The organism is Flavobacterium okayamense, assembly GCF_019702945.1.
Lineage (GTDB): Bacteria > Bacteroidota > Bacteroidia > Flavobacteriales > Flavobacteriaceae > Flavobacterium > Flavobacterium okayamense.
Window position 1 is genome coordinate 919,383 of the sequence record NZ_AP024749.1, and the last position, 23,092, is coordinate 942,474.

A 23,092-nucleotide genomic window follows, 5' to 3' on the forward strand; every position below is an offset into this window, starting at 1 on the left:
TTTAAATTTTGTGCCGATTATATTTTAAAACCCCTTCAACAATTCCAACGCTTTCGTTACACTTTTTACATTATCAAAAGACAACAATAAACGTAAACCATTTTTAGTTTGTTTTTCTTTTATTTTGCAAATATTTCCGTTTTGTTGGGCAAATTGCAACACTTTCATAAAACGGTTGCTTTGGTAAAAATCACTTTGTTGGTCACTAATAAAATAGCCTACCATTTTACCTTGTTTTAAAATCAATTTTTCAATTCCCATTGCGGTAGCTTTCCACTTAATGCGAACACTATTTAAAAGCGCCAATGCAGGTTTAGGCAAAGGTCCAAAACGGTCAACTAGTTTTTGTTCAAAACGTTCTAATTCTTCTTCCGTTTTAATGTTACTTAACTCGTTATAAAGATTTAAACGTTCGGTAATATTGTTAATGTATTCATCAGGAAACAACAACTCAAAATCAGAATCAATTTGTATTTCTTTTACAAATTCTTTGGTTTCAATATCGTTTTCTTCGGCATACAAATCTTTAAATTCATTTTCTTTCAATTCATCTATGGCTTCATTCATGATTTTTTGGTAGGTTTCAAAACCAATTTCATTAATAAATCCACTTTGTTCGCCACCTAATAAATCGCCAGCACCACGAATTTCTAAATCTTTCATCGCAATGTTAAAACCACTTCCTAATTCGCTAAATTGTTCCAGAGCCGTAATACGTTTTTGTGCTTCACTCGTCATCATCGAATACGGTGGCGTAATGAAATAACAAAATGCTTTTTTATTGCTTCGGCCAACACGACCTCGCATTTGGTGCAAATCGGAAAGTCCGAAATTATTCGCATTGTTTATGAAAATCGTATTTGCATTAGGTACATCTAAACCACTTTCTACAATAGTTGTTGCCACTAAAACATCAAATTCGCCTTCCATGAAAGCTAGCATTAATTCTTCTAACTTTTTCCCATCCATTTGTCCGTGACCTATGCCTACTTTTGCTCCAGGAACCAATCGCTGAATCATTCCCGCAACCTCCTTAATGTTTTCAATTCGGTTGTTGATGAAATAAACTTGTCCGCCACGTTGAATTTCATACGAAATCGCATCGCGAATAATCTCTTCATGAAAACGAACCACTTGCGTTTCGATTGGATATCTGTTTGGCGGTGGCGTGGTAATCACCGATAAATCTCGAGCCGCCATTAAAGAAAACTGAAGTGTTCTCGGAATTGGAGTTGCCGTTAAAGTTAACGTATCAACATTGGTTGCAATCGTTTTTAATTTATCTTTTACGTTTACGCCAAATTTCTGTTCTTCATCAATAATCAGTAAACCTAAATTCTTGAACTGTACATTTTTATTTACCAATTGATGCGTTCCAATGATAATATCAACTTTACCTTCTTCTAATGCTTTTAAAGTTTCCGATTTTTGTTTTGCAGTTCTAAATCGGTTTAAGTAATTCACCGTAACCGGCATATCTTTTAAACGTTCCGAAAACGTACGATAGTGTTGGTACGCCAAAATAGTAGTGGGAACTAAAATAGCGACTTGTTTGCCATTATCAACCGCTTTAAATGCCGCACGAATCGCGACTTCTGTTTTCCCAAAACCAACATCGCCACAAACCAAGCGATCCATTGGTCTTTCGCTTTCCATGTCGGCTTTTACATCAGCTGTAGCCGTAATTTGATCAGGAGTATCTTCATAAATAAATGAACTCTCTAATTCTTTTTGTAAATAGCTATCGGGCGCATATTGAAAACCTTTGTCTAATCTTCGTTTTGCATACAGCTGAATCAAATTGAAAGCAATATGTTTAACACGTGCTTTGGTTTTTTGTTTTAAGGTTTTCCAAGCACTACTTCCTAATTTGTAAATCTTAGGCGGAGTGCCATCTTTTCCGTTGTATTTTGAAATCTTGTGAAGCGAGTGGATACTTACATACACAATGTCATTATCGGCATACACTAATTTAATGGCTTCTTGTTTTTTGCCTTCGACATCTATTTTTTGTAAACCACCAAATTTCCCAATTCCGTGATCGATATGCGTTACATAATCGCCAACAGAAAGTGAAGTCAATTCTTTTAACGTAATGGTTTGCTTTTTAGAATAACCATTCTTGATATTGAACTTATGATAGCGTTCAAAAATTTGATGATCAGTATAACAAACGATGCGGTTTTCATCGTCTATAAAACCTTGGTATAAAGGTAAAACGATGGTTTTATATTGTTTACGAATGCTTTCATGTTGCTCTTCATCAATACTTTCAAATATATCATGAAAACGATTCACTTGATTTTCATTGGAACAACATAAATAATTGGTAAATCCGTTAAAGTGATTTTCACTCAAGTTGTTCAATAACAAATCAAATTGTTTGTTAAATGAAGGTTGTGGTTGTGTATGAAACTCGAATTTCTTTTCGGTTTCAAAAACAGGATTTTTATCCAATTCAATCACTGTAAAATCTAAAGCTTTCTTTAAAAACGACTTTTGATTTACAAATAATTCTTCAGGTTGACTGTGTTTGATATCAGCCGATAATTTTTCGAAAGCTTCATTGGCTTTGCCAAATAATTTATCTAATTGTTGCCCAAGAAAATCGGTATTCTGAATCAATAAAACTGTTTTCTCGTTGATGTATTCTAAGAAGCTTTCTCGGTTTTCTTCCAATAATTTATTCTCAACATTTGGAATGATATTGATTTTCTTTAGTTTTTCAACCGATAGTTGGGTTTCTACATCAAACGTTCGAATACTATCGACTTCGTCACCAAAAAATTCAATTCGATACGGATTGTCATTAGAAAACGAAAACACATCGATAATTCCACCTCGAACCGAGAATTCTCCTGGTTCGGTTACAAAATCGACACGTTTAAAATTGTATTCAAATAAAGTTTCGTTGATAAAGTCAATGGATAAATTATCGTTAACCGATATTTTCAACGTGTTTTTTTCAAGTTCTTTTCGCGTTACCACTTTTTCAAAAACCGCTTCGGCATATGAAACAATAATAGCGGGTTTTTTACGTGAATTAATTCGGTTTAAAACTTCCGCACGAAGCAAAACATTCGCATTATCAGTTTCTTCAATTTGATAAGGTCGGCGATACGAACCCGGATAGAAAAGAACATCGTCTTTGTTTACTAATAATTCTAAATCGTTTAAATAATAAGCAGCTTCTTCTTTATCATTGAACAACAATAAAAACGGCAATTCACTTTGTTTGAACAAAGCAGTTGTAACAAATGATAGAGAGGAACCCGTTAAACCATTCACTGCGATTTTTTTACGCGAAGTAAAAGCATCAGCAATTAGATTGATTTTTGGATTTTGTATATAGGAATTTAAAATATCGGTTTTACTCAAAGCTACTTTCTTTTAAAAGGAGTTTTTTTACGTTCCGTATTATTGTTTTGTTGTCCAGTAGAATCTATTTTTTCAAGATTTTCTTCAAAAAAAGAAGAACTTGCCATACGTGTAGTATCTAAAGCACGAATCATTTCTTCTTCGCCAATTTCTGTAGGTATTGCCTCTTTAATATGAATTTCTTCGATTTGAATGTATACACTTTTTATTTCTTCATTAATTGTTTTAATAAGTGATGTTACCTTTTTTTCAGGAATCACTTGTAAATGCATATATGTATTTAAAGAATTCAATTGTGTGTCTAATGTGATTAAACGGCTTCTTACTTGCGGATTGTTATATTTTTCAGGTACTGTTACATGTAAGCTATCGGCTCTTTGGGCAACATTCTTAATTTTCATTTGAAATGCTAAGAGCGACGTTTTTGGTTTTTGTTCCAATTCTTTTTGAAATTGATTCCAATTTTCCCAGTTCTTTAGAGTGTTTTCAATTTCAGGGCGCGCCTTTGGAAACACAAAATTCCATTCTTTAGAAATAGTTTTGAAAACTTGTTCGTTTCTAGCCTTTGTTTTTTCCGAATCGGCATCCAAATCGGAGAAATTATTACAAGCGGCTAAAACCAAAACGAATAGAATACTGTAAATGAATTTCATGTTTTACTGTGATAGTAATTTTAAAATGTAAATATACCGCAAAAGTATAAATCTTTAGGTTAAAAAATTCACAAATAGAAGCTTAAAACAGCATTAAATTTTATTAGATTCTCAAAAATCGCTTCTAAAAATAAGTATATTTGTAAAGGCAAACTTAACTAACTAAAAATGCAAACCAAAATATTAATTATTGGTGCTTGTGGTCAAATAGGCACTGAGCTTACTGCTAAACTTCGCGAAACCTACGGTGTTGAAAATGTAATTGCTTCAGATATACGTAAACTAGAAAATGATGTCGTAAATAATGGAATTTTTGAAGTTGTAAATGCATTAGATTTTAACCAAATTCAAAACTTAGTGGAGCAATATCAAATTACCGATGTATATTTAATGGCGGCTTTACTTTCGGCAACTGCTGAAAAGAATCCTGCATTTGCTTGGGATTTGAATATGAATTCGTTGTTTCATGTTTTGAATTTAGCAAAAGACGGAAAAATTCAAAAGATATTTTGGCCTTCAAGTATTGCTGTTTTTGGTCCAACAACACCAAGAGAAAATACACCACAATATACCGTTATGGAGCCTTCAACCGTTTACGGAATTTCGAAGCAAGCAGGAGAAAGATGGTGCGAATATTACAACAAACAATACGGAGTTGATGTAAGAAGTATTCGTTATCCAGGTTTAATTAGTTGGAGTACTGAACCAGGCGGCGGAACTACAGATTATGCGGTTGATATTTACCACAAAGCAATTACCGATGGTAAGTTTACAAGTTTCTTATCTGAAAATTCGGCGTTACCCATGATGTATATGGACGATGCTATTAAAGCAACGATAAGTATTATGCAAGCGCCAGCAGAGCAGATTAAAATTCGTTCTTCATACAATTTATCAGCGATGAGTTTTACACCAAAAGAAGTGGCTGAAGAAATTAAAAAGCATTATCCAAGTTTTACCATAGATTATGACCCAGATTTCCGCCAGAAAATTGCGGATAGTTGGCCAGCAAGTATAGATGATTCGTCGGCAAGAGAAGATTGGGGTTGGAAAAACGATTACGATTTAGAAAATATGACGGTTGAAATGTTCAAGAATTTGAAGGAGTATATTTATAGTTAATTTAATTTTTAAACTATGTTTAAAATTTCAAACTTAAAAGTATCAACTTTTCTTATTTTATTTTTCAGTTTTTTTTATTCATTTTCACAATCAAATCATAAAATTAACTACATCAGATTTAGTTATAAAATTTCTAATATTGTATTTAGTGATGTGGATGTTACAATAAATGAAGACTTTTCAAGCCGAAAAGTAAAATACCACATGGATATTGTGAATTATGATGGAATGACAAAGATTAGTAGAAGAAAAACTTTAAATGAGGAAGATTTTAAGAAAATTGTAGAAGCATTAAATAGATTAAAAATTTCTGAGATTATCGAAAATTTTGAGACAGGTTTAGATGGTACACATACAGAAATTGAGTTTGGTACTTTTTTTTATAACACAATTAATTTAAAACTTTGGGGAGTTCATAAGAGTCAAAAAGAAACTACTTTGAAAAGTTTTATTGAAGTTGTAGAATTAATTTTAGATTTTGCCAAAATTAAAATTGAAGATTATAACTAGAGTTTTTATTTCAACTTATCAATCAAAGCGTCTTCTATAGGCGCTTTTATTTTTATCACTTCATTTGTATTATCGTTAGGAATTGTCATTGATAATACATAATGTTTAATTTTCCACTTGTTGTTAATTTTTTGTATAACACCACTTCCTCTACAAATTTTCATTTGTGTATTTAACAATTCGTCAAACCAAGCGGTTTTATAATCTTTAGAAAAGTAAATATTACGTTCTAATGCTATAAAATTCCAAGCGCTGCCTTTATCAAAATAGGGTTTTGCAAATGCTATAAATTCAGCTTTATTCCAATTCTCAGTTGCATCGGTTCCAATGAAAATAGATTCTTCCGCCATGGCATTAAAATAGTTGTCAAAATTAGCTTCGGCCGCCGCTTTGTGCCAATTGTCTAATAATAAATTAATGCTGTTTTTTTCTGAAGTTAAATCTTTTGTTGACGAACAACTTGCAAGAATTATTGCGAATAGAAATACTAATTTTTTCATGGATGGATTTTATTCAAATATACAAAAAACGCTACCGAATGGGTAGCGTTTGTATTATCAAAAAAAGAAAAATTACATTTCGCTCATTAGCTTTGTAATCTCGTCTAATTTAGGTGTTAAGATAATTTCAATTCTTCTGTTTTTAGCTTTTCCTTCAGCAGTTTCATTTCCAGCTAACGGAGCAAACTCACTACGACCTGCAGCCGTTAAATTCTTCTTATCAATTCCTTTGTTTTCCGATAAGATATTTACAATTGCAGTTGCACGTTTTGTAGATAAATCCCAGTTGTTTTCAACTCCACCACCAATTGTGCCTACAATTTTGTCATTATCAGTATGTCCTTCAATTAAAACGGAGATTTCAGGATTTTCAGCCAATACGTTTCCTAGAGCTTTAACTGCTTTTTTACCTTCGGCACCAACTGTCCAACTTCCCGATTCGAATAATAATTTGTTCTCCATAGAAACGTAAACTTTACCGTTACGATTTTCTACTGTTAAACCTTTACCTTCAAATGCATTTAACGCTTTTGATAAAGATTCTTTTAATTTGTTCATAGCTGCTTCTTTGTCAGCCATCATTTTTTCTAATTCTGCTAAACGAGTTGAAGAAGCCTCTAAATCTGTTTTTAATTTATTCAAACGCTCTTGTTCAGCATTTAAAGCTTTTTGTTTCGCTTCTAATTCTGCTAACAATTCACGGTTTTTCTTCATGTTGCTTTCTAGAGCATCATTACTGTTTTTTTCAAGTGCCGCGTAAGAAGATTTTAAATTGTCAAGACTTTTCTTAGTCGCTGCATAATCATTAGCAAGTTTATCTCTTTCGGCTTTAGTTTTATCTAATTCTGTTTGAAGATTGTTTTTTTCTAATTCTAAGTTGTTTTTTTGAAACGTTAAATCTTCATTTTCATCAGCTAAAGCATTGCGCTCTTTTTTCAAATCGGCATATTTGCTTTCTAAATCTTGGTAGATTTTTTTAGAAACACATGAAGTAGTTAATCCTAAAACTACCATGGCAAGGGCAACTTTTCTTATCATAATTTAAATTTTTAATATTAAAGTAATTCTAAAACAACCGGACAATGGTCGGAATGTTTGGCTTCGGGTAAAATAAAAGCGCGGCTAATTTTATCTTTTAAAGGTTCAGCAGCTAAACAATAATCGATTCTCCAACCTTTATTGTTGTTACGAGCATTAGCACGATAACTCCACCAACTGTAATTGTGAGGTTCTTTATTTAAAAAACGAAAAGTATCGATGAATCCGCTTTTCATAAAACCATCGAGCCAAGCTCTTTCTTCAGGTAAAAATCCAGAAACTTTAGCATTGCGAATTGGATCGTGAATGTCTATTGCTTCATGGCAAATATTGTAATCACCACAAATGACTAAGTTTGGAACTTCTTTTTTCAAAGCATCAATATACTTTTGAAAATCATCCATATATTGAAACTTATGGTCAAGTCTGTCGATATTTGTGCCCGAAGGCAAGTATAAACTCATCACAGAAACATTTTCAAAATCGGCACGAAGATTTCGTCCTTCTTTGTCCATGTAATCAATTCCAGTTCCAAAAACAACATTTTTAGGTTCTGTTTTCGAAAGTATTGCAACGCCACTATATCCTTTTTTTTCAGCAGAGAAATAGTATTGGTAAGGATATCCAGCAGCTTCAATTTCCATTTTAGGAATTTGATCTTCAGTGGCTTTTATTTCTTGTAGACAAATAATATCTGGATTTGCTTGCTGTAACCAATCTAAAAATCCTTTAGAAATTGCAGCGCGAATTCCGTTTACATTGTACGATATAATTTTCATTATTGTGGCTTTGAATTCGTTCAAAAATAAGAAAAAGGAATTTAAAAAGTAAGTGTAAAAAACTATTTTTTTAAACAATTCAAATTCAATATTGTAAAGGGTTTTTAATAGGATTTACATGTCAATAACGAATAAAATAAAATTGTTTTTCATAAATATTGTTATCTTTGTTTTTCGCTCAAAAAAATTGTAAATGGGGTTAGTTACGGCCAAAGAGGTAGCAAAAGCTATTAATACAGATAAGTACGGCTTTTTAGGAACTTTTTCAGGATGGTTACTGATGAAGATTCTTAAAATATCGACACTCAATAAAATTTACAATAGGAACAAGCATTTAGGAGAATTAGAATTTTTAAATGCTATATTAGATGAGTTTCAAATTAAGTTTGAAATTCCTGAAGAAGACTTAAAAAGAATTCCAAAAGAAGGTCCGTATATTACCATTTCTAACCATCCTCTTGGAGGAATTGACGGTATTTTACTTTTAAAATTGATGCTTGAAAAAGAGCCTGATTTTAAAATTATTGCTAACTTTCTTTTGCATCGAATTGAACCCATGAAACCTTATATTATGCCGGTTAATCCTTTTGAAAATCATAAGGATGCTAAATCGAGTGTAGTAGGATTAAAGGAGACATTGCGACATCTTGCAGATGGGAAACCCTTAGGAATGTTTCCAGCTGGAGAAGTTTCCACTTATAAAGACGGAAAACTTGTTGTTGATAAAGAATGGGAAGAAGGAGCAATAAAAGTTATTAAAAAGGCTAATGTTCCTGTTGTACCAATTTATTTTCATGCAAAAAACAGCAAGTTGTTTTATTTCTTATCGAAATTAAATGATACGCTTAGAACAGCAAAATTACCAAGTGAGTTATTGACTCAGAAGCATAGAGTAATTAAAGTTAGAATTGGTAAACCAATATCAACTGCTGAACAAGCCGAATACAAAGACACCAAAGATTACGGTGAGTTTTTAAGAAGAAAAACATATATGTTAGCTAATGCTTTTGAAAAAGAGCAAAAACTAATTACCGCCCCTTCATTAAAGGTTAGTAAACAACCAAAACAAATTGCAAAGCCAGCAAATCACGATCAAATTCTACAAGAAATTAATCAAGTAAGAGAAGGTGATTTTAGATTATTGCAAAGTAAAAATTATGAAGTTTTCTTAGTTACAGCTGATAAAATTCCTAATATACTTCATGAAATTGGACGATTACGTGAAATTACCTTTAGAGAAGTTGGTGAAGGAACAAACGAATCTATAGATTTAGATCAATACGATAAGTATTATCATCATATGTTTTTGTGGGATGAAGAAGCGCAGCAAATTGCGGGAGCTTACCGAATGGGATTAGGAAATGAAATTTATGCACAGCATGGAATAGACGGTTTTTACTTGCATGAACTTTTCCGTTTTGAGCCTGAATTATACGATATGATGAGTAAATCTATCGAAATGGGTAGAGCATTTATTACTAGTGATTATCAACAAAAACCGATGCCTTTATTTTTACTTTGGAAAGGGATTGTACATACTACTTTACGTTATCCAGAGCATAAGTATTTAATTGGTGGTGTGAGTATCAGCAATCAGTTTTCAGATTTTTCAAAATCGTTGATGATTGAGTTTATGAAATCTCATTATTACGATCCTTACATAGCGCAATATGTTCATCCCAAGAAAGAATATAAGGTTAAATTGAAAGATGCCGATAAGGATTTTGTTTTTAATGAAGCTGAAGCCGATTTAAATAAGTTTGACAAGATCATCGATGAAGTTGAACCAGGTAATTTACGTTTACCTGTTTTAATTAAAAAGTATATCAAGCAAAATGCAAGAGTTGTTGCCTTTAATGTAGATCCATTGTTTAACAATTCTGTAGATGGATTAATGTACATTAAAATTGCCGACTTGCCAGAAAGTACTGTGAAGCCAGTTATGGAAGAATTCCAAGCTGAGTTAGAAAGAAAAGAAAAAGGATAATCAATATTGATTATCCTTTTTTATTTATTAAAACCAAGGTCTTTTTCCTACTTGGTAAGTGTTGTAAAAATCTTCATCAGATTTTGTTAGGTAAATAATTCCTTCAATGAAAGGAATAATACCTAATAAACCACAACTTACAACAGATAAGATAATTTGAATGATTCCTTCTTTAGAATATCCCAAAATAAATTTGTGCACACCGATTCCGCCAATTAAAATAGCACAAATTCCAGCAACAATTTTTTTATTTTCTTGTTTTGGTTGATTCCAAGTCTCATTTGTTTGATTTGTTTCCATGTTTATTTAGTTAATTGATTAGTATTAATTATTTTAAAGGTTCATCTATAGGTTCCCAAAGTTCAATTTTATTTCCTTCTGGATCTAAAATCCATGCAAACTTACCATAATCATAAGTCTCCATATTGCCAACAATTGTTACCCCCTCTTTTTTTAGTTCATCTAATAGCCATTCTAAATTCTCGACACGAAAGTTCTGCATAAACTCTTTTTCAGAAGGCTGAAAATATTTTGTATCCTCTTGAAATGGACTCCACTGTGTCATACAATCTTTTCCTTCGTTATCTTTCCACCAAAAAGATGCGCCATAGTTATCGGTGTTTAATCCTAAATGTTTGTTGTACCAGTTTCTTGTTTCTTCCGGGTTTTTACTTTTAAAGAAAAAACCACCAATGCCTGTCACTCTTTTTGGATTGTTTGAACTCATAAATTATATAAGACTTTAATTTTGTCAACTATAGTTTGTGCTAATTTTTTATGACTTTCAAATGTCCAACCACCAATGTGCGGTGTTAAAATTACATGATCACAATTACGAAGATATTCAAAATCTTCATTCTTTGAATGTTCGTCAAATAAATTTTCAAAAGAAAGTTTTTCATATTCTAAAACATCTAATCCGGCGCCTACTATTTTTTTATTTTTCAATGCTGAGACTAAATCTTTTGTTACCACACATTTTCCGCGAGCTAAGTTTAATAACCAAAAGGGTTTTTCAAACTGATTGATAAATTCTGAATTTATCATTTTATCGGTTTCAGTTGTCCATGGAACATGAAGACTTAAAACATCTGCCTTTAGTTGAAGTTCTGAAAGTGAAACTTGTTTAGCATTTTCATCACCCACATTTGGTAAAATATCATAACATAAAACTTCGACATCAAAACCACGAAGTTTTTTTGCAAATGCTTTACCCATATTTCCATAACCAATAATTCCAACGGTTTTTCCGTCTAACTCATACCCACGATTTGCCTCACGTTGCCAAATTCCTTTTTTTACCTCTTTATCGGCTTTATTGAGGTTGTTAAAAAGCGACAATAACATGCCAAGCGCATGTTCCCCAACTGCATTTCGATTGCCTTCAGGAGCAGCAATTAAATGAATGTTTTTTGAAAGAGCATAATCACAATCAATACTTTCTAAACCAGCGCCAACACGCGCAATAAACTCTAAGTTTTTTGCTTTGTCAATAAAAGTTCTATCAATCTTAAATCGACTACGAATGACAATACCATTGTAGTTTTCAATTTTGGCTTCAATTTCTTCTTTAGAAGATTTAAAATCTGCTTCATTTTGAAAGCCTAGTTTGTCTAATTGATTCCAAAGAATAGGATGATTATTGTCGATATGTAAAATTTTAATTGTTTTCATTATCCAAATAATTCAGAAACTACGTCTTCAATTTTAGAAACCAAAACGACTTTAATTTTAGTGTTTTTAAGTGAAATTTTATTGTGTTTAGAAACCAAAATTGTGGTGAAGCCTAATTTTTCAGCTTCTTGAATGCGTTGGTCAATTCTATTTACAGGACGAATTTCTCCTGATAAGCCAACCTCTCCAGCAAAACAAAAGCCTTCTTCAATGGCAATGTCTTCATTTGAAGATAAAATAGCAGCAACAACTGCTAAATCTATTGCTGTATCGTCAACTGAAATTCCGCCGGTAACATTTAGGAAAACATCTTTTGTGCCTAAACGGAAACCAGCGCGTTTTTCTAAAACGGCTAAAATCATGTTTAATCGTTTCGCATTATAGCCTGTTGTGCTTCGTTGAGGTGTTCCGTAAACGGCAGAACTAACTAACGCTTGAATTTCTATCATGAGAGGTCGCATACCTTCTAATGTACAAGCTATCGCAGTTCCTGAAAGTTCTTCTTCTTTATGAGAAATTAGTATTTCTGACGGATTTTCAACTTCTCGTAATCCGTTACCAAGCATCTCGTAAATTCCTAATTCGGCAGTTGAGCCGAAACGATTTTTGAGTGAACGTAAAATTCTGTATACATGATTTCTATCTCCTTCAAACTGAAGAACAGTATCGACCATGTGTTCTAGAATTTTTGGTCCTGCTATAGTTCCATCTTTTGTAATATGCCCAATTAAGATAACTGGAGTATTAGTTTCTTTCGCAAACTTGATTAATTCGGCAGTACATTCTCTAATTTGAGAGATGCTTCCGGCTGACGACTCAATGTAATCAGTATGTAACGTTTGAATCGAATCAATAATGACAATTTCAGGTTGCATTTCAGAAATTTGTCTGAAAATGTTTTGTGTTTTGGTTTCGGTTAGAATGTAGCAATTTTCACTATTTGGAATAATGCGTTCGGCACGCATTTTAATTTGCTTCATGCTTTCTTCACCCGAAACATATAATGTTTTGTAAGGTAATTTTAAAGAAATTTGAAGTAAAAGCGTACTTTTTCCAATACCAGGTTCGCCACCTAAAAGTGTTAACGAACCAGGAACCAATCCACCTCCAAGAACACGATTTAATTCATTATCGGTAGTATTAAGTCTGATTTCTTGAGAAGAATCTATTTCTTTTATGCGCAAAGGTTTAGCTGCTTTAGAAGTTTCTTTTTCAGAATTCTTCCAAGCTACTTTTTCTTCTTTTTGAATAATTTCTTCAGCAATAGTATTCCATTCTTTGCAAGTGTAACATTGTCCTTGCCATTTAGAATAGGATGTGCCACAATTTTGACAAAAAAAGGAAGTTTTTATTTTAGACATTTTTATTCTTCATCTTCTTTTTTCTCACCTTCTTCAGAAGTAGGCTCAATTACATTTCCGTTTTCATCATATTGTACTTCAGGATCTGAATATTCTTCAGTAATAGACTCGTCTTTTTTGTTTTTAAGTCTTTCTGCACGATTTAACATATAATCTTTTGATAATTCGCGAATGGCTTCGCGTGTAAATGCACTATTATATGTTTTGATAGCTTTTTTGTATTCGCCCATTTTTTCGTAATACAATGCTTGATGATAAACACTTAAAGTAGTCTTTGGATATTGTTTTTCAGCATATTTTGATAAATCTTGTAATTCAGGATAGGCTTTATTTTTTACAATTGCAGCTTCAATTGCTTTAAAGTCTGTTAAACGTGGAGTAACTTTTAATCCCATGTTTTTCTCTAAATTCTCATATTTATCAATTAAATATTGCGTGTAACCGCTATCTAGTTTAACGATTTTATCTTGAAATTCTACCATAGATATCGGTTGGTAACCATCAAAAATGAAATATAAAGCATGAGGGATTGCTTGAGCAACCAATGAATAATGAGACGCTCCAGGGAAATCATCATATTGGTATCTAAAATTTTTATTTCCAATGGCTTTGATGTTTTGGTCTAAAGCAGCTGTTTTATCTCTTAACTCTGGCAAGTCACCTTGACCACTTGCTTGATAATACATTACCGGTTTTTGAATTGTTGCTAAACGCTCTGCAACTCTCTTTTCCATTTCAGGAGCCATTTCAGGAGCTAGTGATATATAGCCGTTAAATACAGGATTGTCTTTGTACAAATAGAAGTTTAAAAAACCAGCTGTTGTATCGTGACCAGCAATTACTCGAAAAGGTTGTGTGCGATATTTTCCTTCCACATAAGGCAAAAGTTCCATGCCTAAAAATTCAAAAAACGCTGCGCCAGAACCAGAAGGTAGTCCCGCTTCGTCAAATTCGCTGTCTTTAAAGCGTTGTTCGCCATAATTCTGATAAACTGAAATGACAATCATCTCAGGTAAATCATCCCAGTAGTTACCATATTTTAATATTCCATTGAATGGAGCAGAAAGATATTCGCCATCTAAGATTAAAAGAGTAGGGTACTTTTTGTCTACATTTTGCTCATAGTATGGAGGTAGTGTAACTGAAAAATTTCTAGAACCACCAAGTTTTTTAGAATCTATGGTTTCTTCAAATGTTTGAGAAAAAACCATGTTAGTAACAAAAGTTAATAATAAAAGTAACGCTGATCTCATAATTTTAGGTAATTAAATTTAGAACAGCAATATACTAATTAATTTGATTTTTTAGTAAAGGTTGGAAGAATTAAAAAGGCTAAACCTCCAAAGAAAATTGTAACAATAAGTTGAGATGTCCAAACAATCCAGCCAAATGCATTTCCTGCTTCTTCGGGTATGTTATAAAGGAGTAATATTTTTGCAATTAAAACCGGAAAAAAACCAAAACCTCCATTAGTGAATGCGATAGTTAAGCTGCCTATTACAAATGCTACTATAACAGCTCCAAATGAAATTATTCTAGTCTCGTCCAAGGCATAAATAACGGAATAGAACATCAAAATATATGTAAACCAAATTAAAATCGTTTGAATTAAAAATGGAGTTTTATTTGGCATTTTAAAAACACTTAATATGCCTTGAGAAAGACCTGAAATTTTCTCTTTTATTTTCAAAATAAATGGAATTTTAGAATACAATAAGAGATAAAGACCTAAAATACCCGAAAACAAACCTAATACTGCTATAATTATTAATGTTTTTACTGGAATGTATTCTAAAAGAAAACTTTTTAGAGTAGAAAACTCTAAGATTACTGCTGTTAAAATGAAAAGAATAAGAATTATAAAATCTACAATTCTTTCGGCTATAATGGTTCCAAAACCTTTGTCAAATGGCACTTCTTTATATTGAGTGAGAATTGCGGCTCTAGAAATTTCTCCAGACCTTGGAATGGTTAAATTTAAAAAATAAGCAATGCTAATGACTGTTAGGTTAAATTTAAAATCAGAAGGGTGTCCAATATATTCAAGAGTATAACGCCAGCGGTAAGCTCTTAAAATATAGCCTAAAAAAGCTAATATTCCTGAAAGGCCAACAAAGAAATAGTTGGCGTTAACAAAATAACTCTTCATTTTATCTAGTTGCTCACCAGTGAAAGAGTTGTAAGTGTATATAATTAAAAAAACTCCCAATAAAATTGGGAGCGCTATACTTAAAGTATTTTTTAATTTTTTATTCAATTAAGTTAAAGAGTTATCTTTCTCGTTTGGAAAAACTAAAGTTGGTTTAAATTTTTTAGCTTCCTCAAAATCCATTGAAGCATAAGAAATAATAATGATAATGTCGCCACGATGAACTTTTCTAGCTGCTGGACCATTTAAGGTAATTTCTCCAGTTTCTCTCGGGCCTTTAATAGCGTAAGTTTCTAAACGCTCGCCGTTATTAATGTTAACGATTTGAACTTTTTCACCTTCAATAATATTGGCTGCTTCCATTAAAGCTTCGTCAATGGTAATACTGCCAATGTAATTTAAATCAGCCCCTGTTACGGTAACTCGGTGAAGTTTTGATTTTACTACTTGAATATGCATTGTGCAAAGTTAATTATTTTAATAATTAAATGAAGTTAAATTTTTTCTGATTTACTTTTTACCAAAATTTATGCCGATTATAAGCTTAAGTTGTCTATTAAACGAATTCCTTCAACAAAAACAGCGATAAAAGCTCTATATTTTTTCGATTTACTTTTACGCTTGCATGTAAGAAGTGTTTTTTCATCGGCAATTTCAAAATACTCTAGTTCGAAATCAGGATGTTTTGAAAATTCACGTTCTACAAATTTAATGGTCTCATTAGCTGACTTTGTTTTGAAGATTTCTTTTGATTTTTTCAAGGTTTTGTAAATCAAAGAAGCATCGTTTTTTGCTTTTTCTGAGAGTCTTTGGTTTCTTGAACTCATTGCAAGTCCGTTACTTTCTCTATGTATAGGGCAACCAATAATTTCAACTGGAATCTTGTATTTTGAAACAAGTTTTTTTACAATTTGAAGTTGTTGAAAATCTTTTTGACCAAAATAAGCTTTGTTTGGTTTAACAATCTCGAAGAGCATCTTTACTATTGTACCTACACCATCAAAATGTCCTGGCCTATGCTTGCCTTCCATTTGATTTTCAAGGCCATCAAAATTGAAGCTTAATGAAATTGTCTTTCCTTGATAAATCTCATCTACTGAGGGGCTAAAAACGATTATTTCTTTACTTAAAGATTCTATTTTTTTAACATCGTTATCTAAAGTTCGAGGGTATTTTTTTAAGTCTTCAGAATTGTTAAACTGAGTTGGATTTACAAAAATACTAATAACAGTTATTTCGTTATCTATTAAGGACTGTTCAAGTAAAGATAAATGACCTTCATGAAGGGCTCCCATCGTAGGAACGAATCCTACAGATTTATTTGTCTTATGAAAAGACTCTAGGTGTTTTTGTAAATTGACCTTTTCGGTAAAAACCAACATTTAGAAAATTGTTTAGTTGGCAAACTTACCACTTTAGTAGAAAAATCCATAAAAATTTTGTATTTTTGCATGTTTTTTAGATATAAACCGATAAACAAAATAGTATGGAAGATAAGAGGATATTGTATGTATCATCTGAAGTTGTACCTTATTTAGCTGAAAACGAAGTTTCAATTCAATCGTATGAATTCCCAAAAATGATAAATGATATGGGCGGGCAAATTAGAATTTTTATGCCTCGCTATGGGAATATTAATGAAAGAAGACATCAGTTGCACGAGGTAATTCGCTTATCGGGAATGAATTTGGTTGTAAATGATATGGATATGCCACTTATCATTAAGGTAGCGTCTATTCCTAAAGAAAGAATACAAGTTTATTTTATTGATAATGATGAATACTTTAAAAGAAAGGCTACTTTTTCTGATGAAGACGGAAATTTGTTTACAGATAATGATGAGAGAGCAATTTTCTTTGCAAAAGGTGTTGTAGAAACAGTTAAGAAATTAAATTGGGTGCCAGATGTAATTCATGTACATGGATGGATGGCTGCTTTATTGCCGGTTTACTTAAAGCATTATTATAAAGATGAAGGTATTTTTGCTGATACAAAAATTATAACTTCAGTTTATAATCTAGGTTTCGAAGGTAACTTAGATGAAAAATTACAATCAAAATTGAATTTTGATAATATTGGTGATGAAGTTGCTTCGAAAGTTTCTGAACCAACATTTGAAAATTTAATGAAGCTAACAATAGATCATTCTGATGCGGTTGTAATTGGTTCTGAAAACCTAAATCCAACTTTAACAAAATATATAGAATCTTCAGAAAAACCTTTCTTACCTTTCGCCTCAAAAGATAGTGTTCAAGAGTTATACACAAACTTTATTAAAGAAGAAGTTTTATAAAATATGAAAAAGAGTTTATTTCTTGTTTTTGCAATTTTTGCATTAATAGTGTCATGTGATAAAGATTACAATACGGTTGGATCTGATTTGGTAAATGGAGGAAACTATAATTTTCAAAAATATTTGGTTGAAGATTTAAAAGCATATTCTAAAAGTACTGGTTCAGTTCAATCTAATAATTTACCTGTTAATGCTATAGGTATTTATAATGATCCTTTTTTTGGTGTTACAAAGGCTAGTTTTGTTTCTCAAATAGAATTAACAAATGAAGGCGCAGCTATTGGATACAATCCTGAAATTGATTCTGTTTATCTTTATGTTCCTTATTTTGTTGATGCAGCTGAAACGATAACAGATGCTGATGGAAATAGAACATTTGTTTTAGATTCGGTTTACAATTTTGACGAGAATGTAAATTTTAATTTGGAGGTTTATGAAAACGGATTTACTTTAATTGATTACGACCCAACGGAGAATTACGAAGAGAGTCAAAAGTATTTTAATGACCAAACAGAAGTGGAAACTTACAAAGGTTCAGAGCTGTTAAATAACAGTGTAAACACATCTCAAAACTCTCAATTTTTTATTAGTGATGATGAGATAAGAATTTATAAAACTGATGGTAATGGTCTTTTTGTTGATGAAGATGGTAATGTATTAGCAAACCAAACAGATGAATCGTTACGAGTAGTTGAAGTTAGAAAGCAACCCGGATTATGGTTAGATTTGAAAAATAGTTTTTTTCAAACAAAAATTTTGGACCCAGCTAATCAGTTAAATTTAGGAAGTAATTCTACAAGTATTTTATTTAATAATAATACCTTCAAGAATCATTTTAAAGGACTATATTTTAAAATTACTGAAAACTCTCCAGGTGTTGGATCAATGGCAATGCTAGATTTTTCAAAAGCTGAAATTAAAATAATTTTTAAATCATCTTTTGTAGAGCCAACGACAGAAGAACCAAATCCTGAAAAATCAAGAAGAGAGTTAACTTTAAGAATGGGTTACACAGCATCAGGTCCAAATAAGTGTAATTCAATAAACTTGTTTGAATATAACCCATCGCCAGCATATGCAACTGAATTGGTTAATATGGAAACAAATAATTCTGAAACATCTGTAAATGGTGATTCTAAATTATATTTAAAAGGAGGTCAAGGTTCCATAGTATACATAGATTTATTTGGTGATTTGGATGTTGAGTCTGTTGATGAAAATGGTGATTTAGTTTCTGGCAGTAATGGAGTGCCAGATAAATTAGATCAGTTAAGAATCAAAAAATGGTTAATAAACGATGCTAAATTAACTTTTTACATAGATCAAACGGCAATGAGTGGTTCTGGTCAGGTTGAACCTGAACGCATATATTTGTTTGATGCTACTAATAATGCTCCTATTGTTGATTATTATGCTGATCCAACAACATCATCAAACCCTAAAAATAATAAAAGTGCCTTTGGAGGATTTATTGTTAGAGAAGATTCTGGTGATAAAAAGGGAATTAAGTACACAATTCGTCTTACAGAATATATCAACAGAATTATTAATAATGAAGATGAAGATTTAAATCAAAACGTTAGATTAGGTGTTTGTGTTACAGAATCAATAAATTTATCTACAAATGCTTATTTGTTAAATTCAATTGAGTTATTTCCTGGACCTAATTCAGTTTTTAATGAATTTGTTCCCGTGGCAAATGTAATGAATCCTACCGGGACTGTGCTTTTTGGAAGTAATCCAGTGCCAGGTGATGAAGATAAAAAAATGAAATTAGAAATTTATTATACTGAAAGCTATTAATTTTCTTTTATTATGTGTGGCATTGTTGGATATATTGGACATAGAGAAGCTTATCCTTTAATTATTAAAGGTCTTAAGCGTTTAGAATATAGAGGGTATGATAGTGCAGGAATTGTGCTATATGATGGTTCTGATTTGAAACTTTCTAAGACTAAAGGAAAGGTTTCTGATTTAGAAGCTAAGGCTGATGTTGAAAACACAAAGAACGGTAATATAGGTATGGGTCATACACGTTGGGCTACACATGGAGTACCAAATGATGTTAACTCTCACCCTCATTATTCAAATTCTGGTAATTTGGTTATTATTCATAATGGAATTATTGAGAATTATGAGCCAATTAAGAAAGAATTAATAAATAGAGGTTATACTTTTAAGTCAGATACAGATACTGAAGTTTTAATTAATCTAATTGAAGACGTTAAGAAGAAAGAAAATGTTGGGTTAGGAAAAGCTGTTCAAATTGCATTAAACCAAGTGGTTGGAGCTTATGCAATAGCTGTTTTTGACAAAGAGAAACCAAATGAAATAATTGTAGCTCGTTTAGGTTCGCCATTAGCTATAGGAATCGGAGAGGATGAGTTTTTTATTGCGTCTGACGCTTCACCATTTATAGAATATACTTCCAACGCTATTTATTTGGAAGATGAAGAAATGGCTATTGTTCGATTACATAAGCCAATGAAGGTTCGTAAAATTAAAGATGATACACTTGTTGACCCTTATGTTCAAGAGTTGCAAATGAATTTAGAGCAAATTGAAAAAGGGGGTTACGAGCATTTCATGTTAAAGGAAATTTTCGAACAACCTAACGCAATTAAAGATACCTATAGAGGTCGTTTGTTAGCAAATAAAGGTATTATCCAAATGGCAGGTATTGAGGATAATATTGAGAAGTTTACAAATGCAAAAAGAATTTTAATTGTTGCTTGTGGAACTTCATGGCATGCAGGATTAGTTGCAGAATATATAATTGAAGAATTTTCAAGAATTCCTGTTGAGGTTGAGTATGCCTCAGAATTTAGATATAGAAATCCAATTATCAATAAAGATGATGTAGTTATTGCAATTTCTCAGTCTGGCGAAACTGCTGATACATTAGCGGCAATCAAACTTGCAAAGGAAAATGGTGCCTTTGTATTTGGAGTATGTAATGTAGTTGGTTCCTCGATTTCTCGTGAAACTCATGCTGGAGCTTATACACATGCTGGTCCTGAAATTGGTGTGGCTTCAACAAAAGCATTTACAACTCAAATTACAATTTTAACTTTATTAGCACTTCGATTGGCAAAAGCAAAAGGGACAATGAACCACTCGGAATATCAGCGTTACCTTTTAGAGTTAGAAATGATTCCTGAAAAGGTAGAAGAAGCCTTAAAAACAGACCAGATTGCAAAAGAAATTGCTTCAATTTACAAAGGAGCAACAAATTGTTTGTACTTAGGAAGAGGTTATAATTTTCCAGTTGCTCTAGAAGGAGCTTTAAAGCTTAAAGAGATTTCGTATATACACGCAGAAGGTTATCCGGCAGCAGAAATGAAACACGGGCCAATTGCTTTAATCGATGAGCAAATGCCAGTTATAGTTATTGCTCCTAATAAAGGGCATTACGATAAAGTGGTTTCAAATATTCAAGAGATCAAATCTAGAAGTGGAAAAATAATAGCAGTTGTAACCAAAGGCGATGTGCAGGTAAAAGAGTTAGCAGACCACGTTATTGAAATACCTGAAGCTAATGAAGCACTTACTCCATTATTAACAACAATACCTTTGCAGTTGCTGTCATATCATATTGCAGTTATGCGTAGTTGTAATGTAGATCAACCAAGAAATCTAGCAAAATCTGTTACAGTTGAATAAGAAATATAAAGCGAAATTTTAAAATTTCGCTTTTTTATTATAAAAAATTCAAAAAATATATTGCAAAATTGTTTTTAAAAAAACTATCTTTGCACTCTGAAAAACCGAGATGTTTTTCATCACGTAAATAGCTATTAAATAAATACATAAGCAATGTCTAAATTCACAGGAAAAGTTGCAAAAATTATCGGACCGGTTGTAGACGTAGTGTTTGACACAACAAATGCCGAGCTTCCAAAAATTTATGATTCATTAGAAATCACTAAAGCAGACGGAACTAAATTAGTATTAGAGGTTCAATCACACATTGGTGAAGATACTGTTCGTACAATCTCTATGGACTCTACCGATGGTTTGTCTAGAGGAACTGAAGTATTAGCTACAGGTTCTGCTATTCAAATGCCGATTGGTCAAGAGGTTTTTGGTCGTTTATTCAATGTAATTGGTGATGCTATCGATGGTCTAGGTGACTTACCTAAACAAGGTGAAAACGGTTTGCCAATCCACAGAGCGGCACCAAAATTTGAAGATTTATCAACTTCAACTGAAGTTTTATTCACAGGTATTAAAGTAATCGATTTAATTGAGCCTTATGCAAAAGGAGGTAAAATTGGTTTATTCGGTGGTGCTGGTGTTGGTAAAACAGTATTAATTCAGGAGTTGATTAACAATATTGCAAAAGGTCACGGAGGTTTATCAGTATTCGCAGGGGTAGGTGAGAGAACTCGTGAAGGAAATGACCTTTTAAGAGAGATGTTAGAATCAGGTATTATTAAATATGGTGAAGATTTCATGCACTCTATGGAAAATGGTGGATGGGATTTAACTAAAGTTGACAAAAACGGAATGAAAGATTCTAAAGCTACTTTCGTTTTTGGTCAGATGAATGAGCCACCAGGAGCTCGTGCACGTGTTGCTTTATCTGGTTTAACTATTGCAGAATATTTCCGTGATGGTGCAGGTGAAGATCAAGGTAAAGATGTATTATTCTTCGTTGATAATATCTTCCGTTTTACACAAGCAGGTTCTGAGGTTTCAGCGTTATTAGGACGTATGCCATCTGCGGTAGGTTACCAACCTACATTAGCAACTGAGATGGGTGCAATGCAAGAGCGTATTACTTCAACAAAGAAAGGGTCTATTACTTCAGTACAAGCGGTATATGTGCCTGCGGATGACTTAACGGATCCAGCGCCAGCTACAACTTTCGCGCACTTAGATGCTACAACAGTATTATCTCGTAAAATTGCTGAGTTAGGTATTTATCCAGCTGTAGATCCATTAGATTCTACTTCTCGTATTTTAACTCCAGAAATTTTAGGAAAAGAGCACTATGCTTGTGCACAAAGAGTAAAAGAGATTTTACAACGTTATAAAGAATTACAAGATATTATTGCGATCTTAGGTATGGAAGAGTTGTCTGAAGAAGATAAATTAGCTGTATCAAGAGCACGTCGTGTTCAACGTTTCTTATCTCAACCTTTCCACGTAGCGGAACAGTTTACAGGTATTCCAGGTGTATTAGTAGATATTAAAGATACTATCAAAGGTTTCAATATGATTATGGACGGTGAATTAGATCACTTACCAGAAGCTGCTTTCAACCTTAAAGGAACTATCGAAGAAGCTATCGAAGCTGGAGAGAAAATGTTAGCTGAAGCATAATATAGTTTTAGCCTAAAGCTTAAATAAAAAAAAATGATTTTAGAAATAGTATCACCCGAAGCAACATTATTTAAAGGAGAAGTTACTTCTGTAGCAGTTCCCGGAGTTAATGGTGAATTCCAGATGTTAAATAATCACGCGCCAATCGTTTCTTTATTAACTAAAGGGAATGTGAAAATTAATGCCCAAAATATTAAAATTCAGAAGGAATTTGCTTCTAAATTTAATAAAGTTAATGAGCAAAATTATTGGTTGCCAATTACTTCTGGTACTATAGAAATGCAAGACAACAAAGTTATTGTTTTAGCTGATTAAATTAA

Annotated in this window: 21 protein-coding genes; 8 read left to right on the forward strand and 13 right to left on the reverse strand. The window is 32.3% G+C overall.

From position 1 onward, the window contains the following. Nucleotides 1-24: 24 nt before the first annotated feature. Complete coding sequence (gene mfd, locus KK2020170_RS04225) at nucleotides 25-3,333, reverse strand: transcription-repair coupling factor (RefSeq protein WP_390641519.1); 3,309 nt, start codon at nucleotides 3,331-3,333, stop codon at nucleotides 25-27. Between the two features lie 47 nt (nucleotides 3,334-3,380). Beyond that, nucleotides 3,381-4,031 carry a hypothetical protein gene (locus KK2020170_RS04230; RefSeq protein ID WP_221259566.1) on the reverse strand — a complete coding sequence of 217 codons (651 nt, stop codon included), beginning with the start codon at nucleotides 4,029-4,031 and terminating at the stop codon, nucleotides 3,381-3,383. A 168-nt stretch (nucleotides 4,032-4,199) separates the two neighbouring features. On the opposite strand from KK2020170_RS04230, the gene KK2020170_RS04235 reads away from it, so the two are divergent. Together KK2020170_RS04235 and KK2020170_RS04240 are read left to right on the forward strand one after the other, a co-directional pair. Next, the gene (locus tag KK2020170_RS04235; RefSeq protein ID WP_221259567.1) at nucleotides 4,200-5,153 is read left to right on the forward strand and encodes an L-threonine 3-dehydrogenase; all 954 of its coding nucleotides are present in this window, start codon (nucleotides 4,200-4,202) and stop codon (nucleotides 5,151-5,153) included. A gap of 15 nt (nucleotides 5,154-5,168) precedes the next feature. Then, nucleotides 5,169-5,663 (forward strand): hypothetical protein, encoded by a 495-nt coding sequence (locus KK2020170_RS04240; RefSeq protein ID WP_221259568.1) that lies wholly within the window; start codon nucleotides 5,169-5,171, stop codon nucleotides 5,661-5,663. A gap of 5 nt (nucleotides 5,664-5,668) precedes the next feature. Here KK2020170_RS04240 and KK2020170_RS04245 read toward each other — a convergent pair whose 3' ends face one another. The 3 genes from KK2020170_RS04245 to KK2020170_RS04255 all read right to left on the reverse strand — a co-directional run bounded on the left by KK2020170_RS04245 (nucleotide 5,669) and on the right by KK2020170_RS04255 (nucleotide 7,980). Next, entirely contained in the window at nucleotides 5,669-6,163 is a 495-nt protein-coding gene (locus tag KK2020170_RS04245) for a nuclear transport factor 2 family protein (protein WP_221259569.1), read from the reverse strand. 72 nt (nucleotides 6,164-6,235) lie between these two features. After that, the gene (locus KK2020170_RS04250; protein WP_221259570.1) at nucleotides 6,236-7,201 is read right to left on the reverse strand and encodes an OmpA family protein; all 966 of its coding nucleotides are present in this window, start codon (nucleotides 7,199-7,201) and stop codon (nucleotides 6,236-6,238) included. Between the two features lie 17 nt (nucleotides 7,202-7,218). Continuing rightward, the gene (locus tag KK2020170_RS04255; protein WP_221259571.1) at nucleotides 7,219-7,980 is read right to left on the reverse strand and encodes an exodeoxyribonuclease III; all 762 of its coding nucleotides are present in this window, start codon (nucleotides 7,978-7,980) and stop codon (nucleotides 7,219-7,221) included. Nucleotides 7,981-8,173: 193 nt separating this feature from the next. Between KK2020170_RS04255 and KK2020170_RS04260 the strand changes: the two genes are divergently transcribed. Continuing rightward, on the forward strand, nucleotides 8,174-9,967 hold the full coding sequence (locus KK2020170_RS04260; RefSeq protein WP_221259572.1) for a GNAT family N-acyltransferase: 1,794 nt from the start codon (nucleotides 8,174-8,176) through the stop codon (nucleotides 9,965-9,967). A gap of 27 nt (nucleotides 9,968-9,994) precedes the next feature. On the opposite strand, the gene KK2020170_RS04265 is transcribed toward KK2020170_RS04260, so the two are convergent. From KK2020170_RS04265 to panC, 8 genes are all read right to left on the reverse strand, one after another. Continuing rightward, the gene (locus KK2020170_RS04265; protein WP_221259573.1) at nucleotides 9,995-10,267 is read right to left on the reverse strand and encodes a TM2 domain-containing protein; all 273 of its coding nucleotides are present in this window, start codon (nucleotides 10,265-10,267) and stop codon (nucleotides 9,995-9,997) included. 28 nt (nucleotides 10,268-10,295) lie between these two features. Continuing rightward, the gene (locus KK2020170_RS04270; protein ID WP_221259574.1) at nucleotides 10,296-10,694 is read right to left on the reverse strand and encodes a VOC family protein; all 399 of its coding nucleotides are present in this window, start codon (nucleotides 10,692-10,694) and stop codon (nucleotides 10,296-10,298) included. Further along, nucleotides 10,691-11,641 carry a 2-hydroxyacid dehydrogenase gene (locus tag KK2020170_RS04275; RefSeq protein WP_221259575.1) on the reverse strand — a complete coding sequence of 317 codons (951 nt, stop codon included), beginning with the start codon at nucleotides 11,639-11,641 and terminating at the stop codon, nucleotides 10,691-10,693. The genes KK2020170_RS04270 and KK2020170_RS04275 overlap by 4 nt, the downstream gene beginning before the upstream one ends. Continuing rightward, the gene (gene radA / locus KK2020170_RS04280) at nucleotides 11,641-13,002 is read right to left on the reverse strand and encodes a DNA repair protein RadA (RefSeq protein ID WP_221259576.1); all 1,362 of its coding nucleotides are present in this window, start codon (nucleotides 13,000-13,002) and stop codon (nucleotides 11,641-11,643) included. Before radA ends, KK2020170_RS04275 begins: the two co-directional genes overlap by 1 nt. A 2-nt stretch (nucleotides 13,003-13,004) precedes the next feature. Next, nucleotides 13,005-14,255, reverse strand: a complete 1,251-nt coding sequence (locus tag KK2020170_RS04285; protein WP_221259577.1) for an alpha/beta hydrolase-fold protein — start codon at nucleotides 14,253-14,255, stop codon at nucleotides 13,005-13,007. 38 nt (nucleotides 14,256-14,293) lie between these two features. Further along, nucleotides 14,294-15,259: a lysylphosphatidylglycerol synthase transmembrane domain-containing protein gene (locus tag KK2020170_RS04290; RefSeq protein ID WP_221259578.1), complete on the reverse strand. Its 966-nt coding sequence runs from the start codon at nucleotides 15,257-15,259 to the stop codon at nucleotides 14,294-14,296. Next, nucleotides 15,260-15,610 (reverse strand): aspartate 1-decarboxylase, encoded by a 351-nt coding sequence (gene panD / locus KK2020170_RS04295; RefSeq protein ID WP_221259579.1) that lies wholly within the window; start codon nucleotides 15,608-15,610, stop codon nucleotides 15,260-15,262. 77 nt (nucleotides 15,611-15,687) lie between these two features. Further along, nucleotides 15,688-16,533, reverse strand: coding sequence for a pantoate--beta-alanine ligase (gene panC / locus KK2020170_RS04300; protein ID WP_221259580.1), 846 nt, complete (start codon nucleotides 16,531-16,533; stop codon nucleotides 15,688-15,690). Nucleotides 16,534-16,637: 104 nt separating this feature from the next. Here panC and KK2020170_RS04305 point away from each other — a divergent pair, with 104 nt between their 5' ends. The 5 genes from KK2020170_RS04305 to KK2020170_RS04325 all read left to right on the forward strand — a co-directional run bounded on the left by KK2020170_RS04305 (nucleotide 16,638) and on the right by KK2020170_RS04325 (nucleotide 23,087). Beyond that, nucleotides 16,638-17,444: a glycogen/starch synthase gene (locus KK2020170_RS04305; protein WP_221259581.1), complete on the forward strand. Its 807-nt coding sequence runs from the start codon at nucleotides 16,638-16,640 to the stop codon at nucleotides 17,442-17,444. 3 nt (nucleotides 17,445-17,447) lie between these two features. Then, nucleotides 17,448-19,247 carry a BamH family beta-barrel-assembly machinery protein gene (bamH, locus tag KK2020170_RS04310; protein ID WP_221259582.1) on the forward strand — a complete coding sequence of 600 codons (1,800 nt, stop codon included), beginning with the start codon at nucleotides 17,448-17,450 and terminating at the stop codon, nucleotides 19,245-19,247. A 12-nt stretch (nucleotides 19,248-19,259) separates the two neighbouring features. Further along, nucleotides 19,260-21,107: a glutamine--fructose-6-phosphate transaminase (isomerizing) gene (gene glmS, locus KK2020170_RS04315; RefSeq protein ID WP_221259583.1), complete on the forward strand. Its 1,848-nt coding sequence runs from the start codon at nucleotides 19,260-19,262 to the stop codon at nucleotides 21,105-21,107. A 153-nt stretch (nucleotides 21,108-21,260) separates the two neighbouring features. Beyond that, nucleotides 21,261-22,772: a F0F1 ATP synthase subunit beta gene (gene atpD, locus KK2020170_RS04320; protein WP_221259584.1), complete on the forward strand. Its 1,512-nt coding sequence runs from the start codon at nucleotides 21,261-21,263 to the stop codon at nucleotides 22,770-22,772. Between the two features lie 33 nt (nucleotides 22,773-22,805). Further along, complete coding sequence (locus KK2020170_RS04325) at nucleotides 22,806-23,087, forward strand: F0F1 ATP synthase subunit delta/epsilon (protein WP_221259585.1); 282 nt, start codon at nucleotides 22,806-22,808, stop codon at nucleotides 23,085-23,087. Nucleotides 23,088-23,092: the final 5 nt, after the last annotated feature.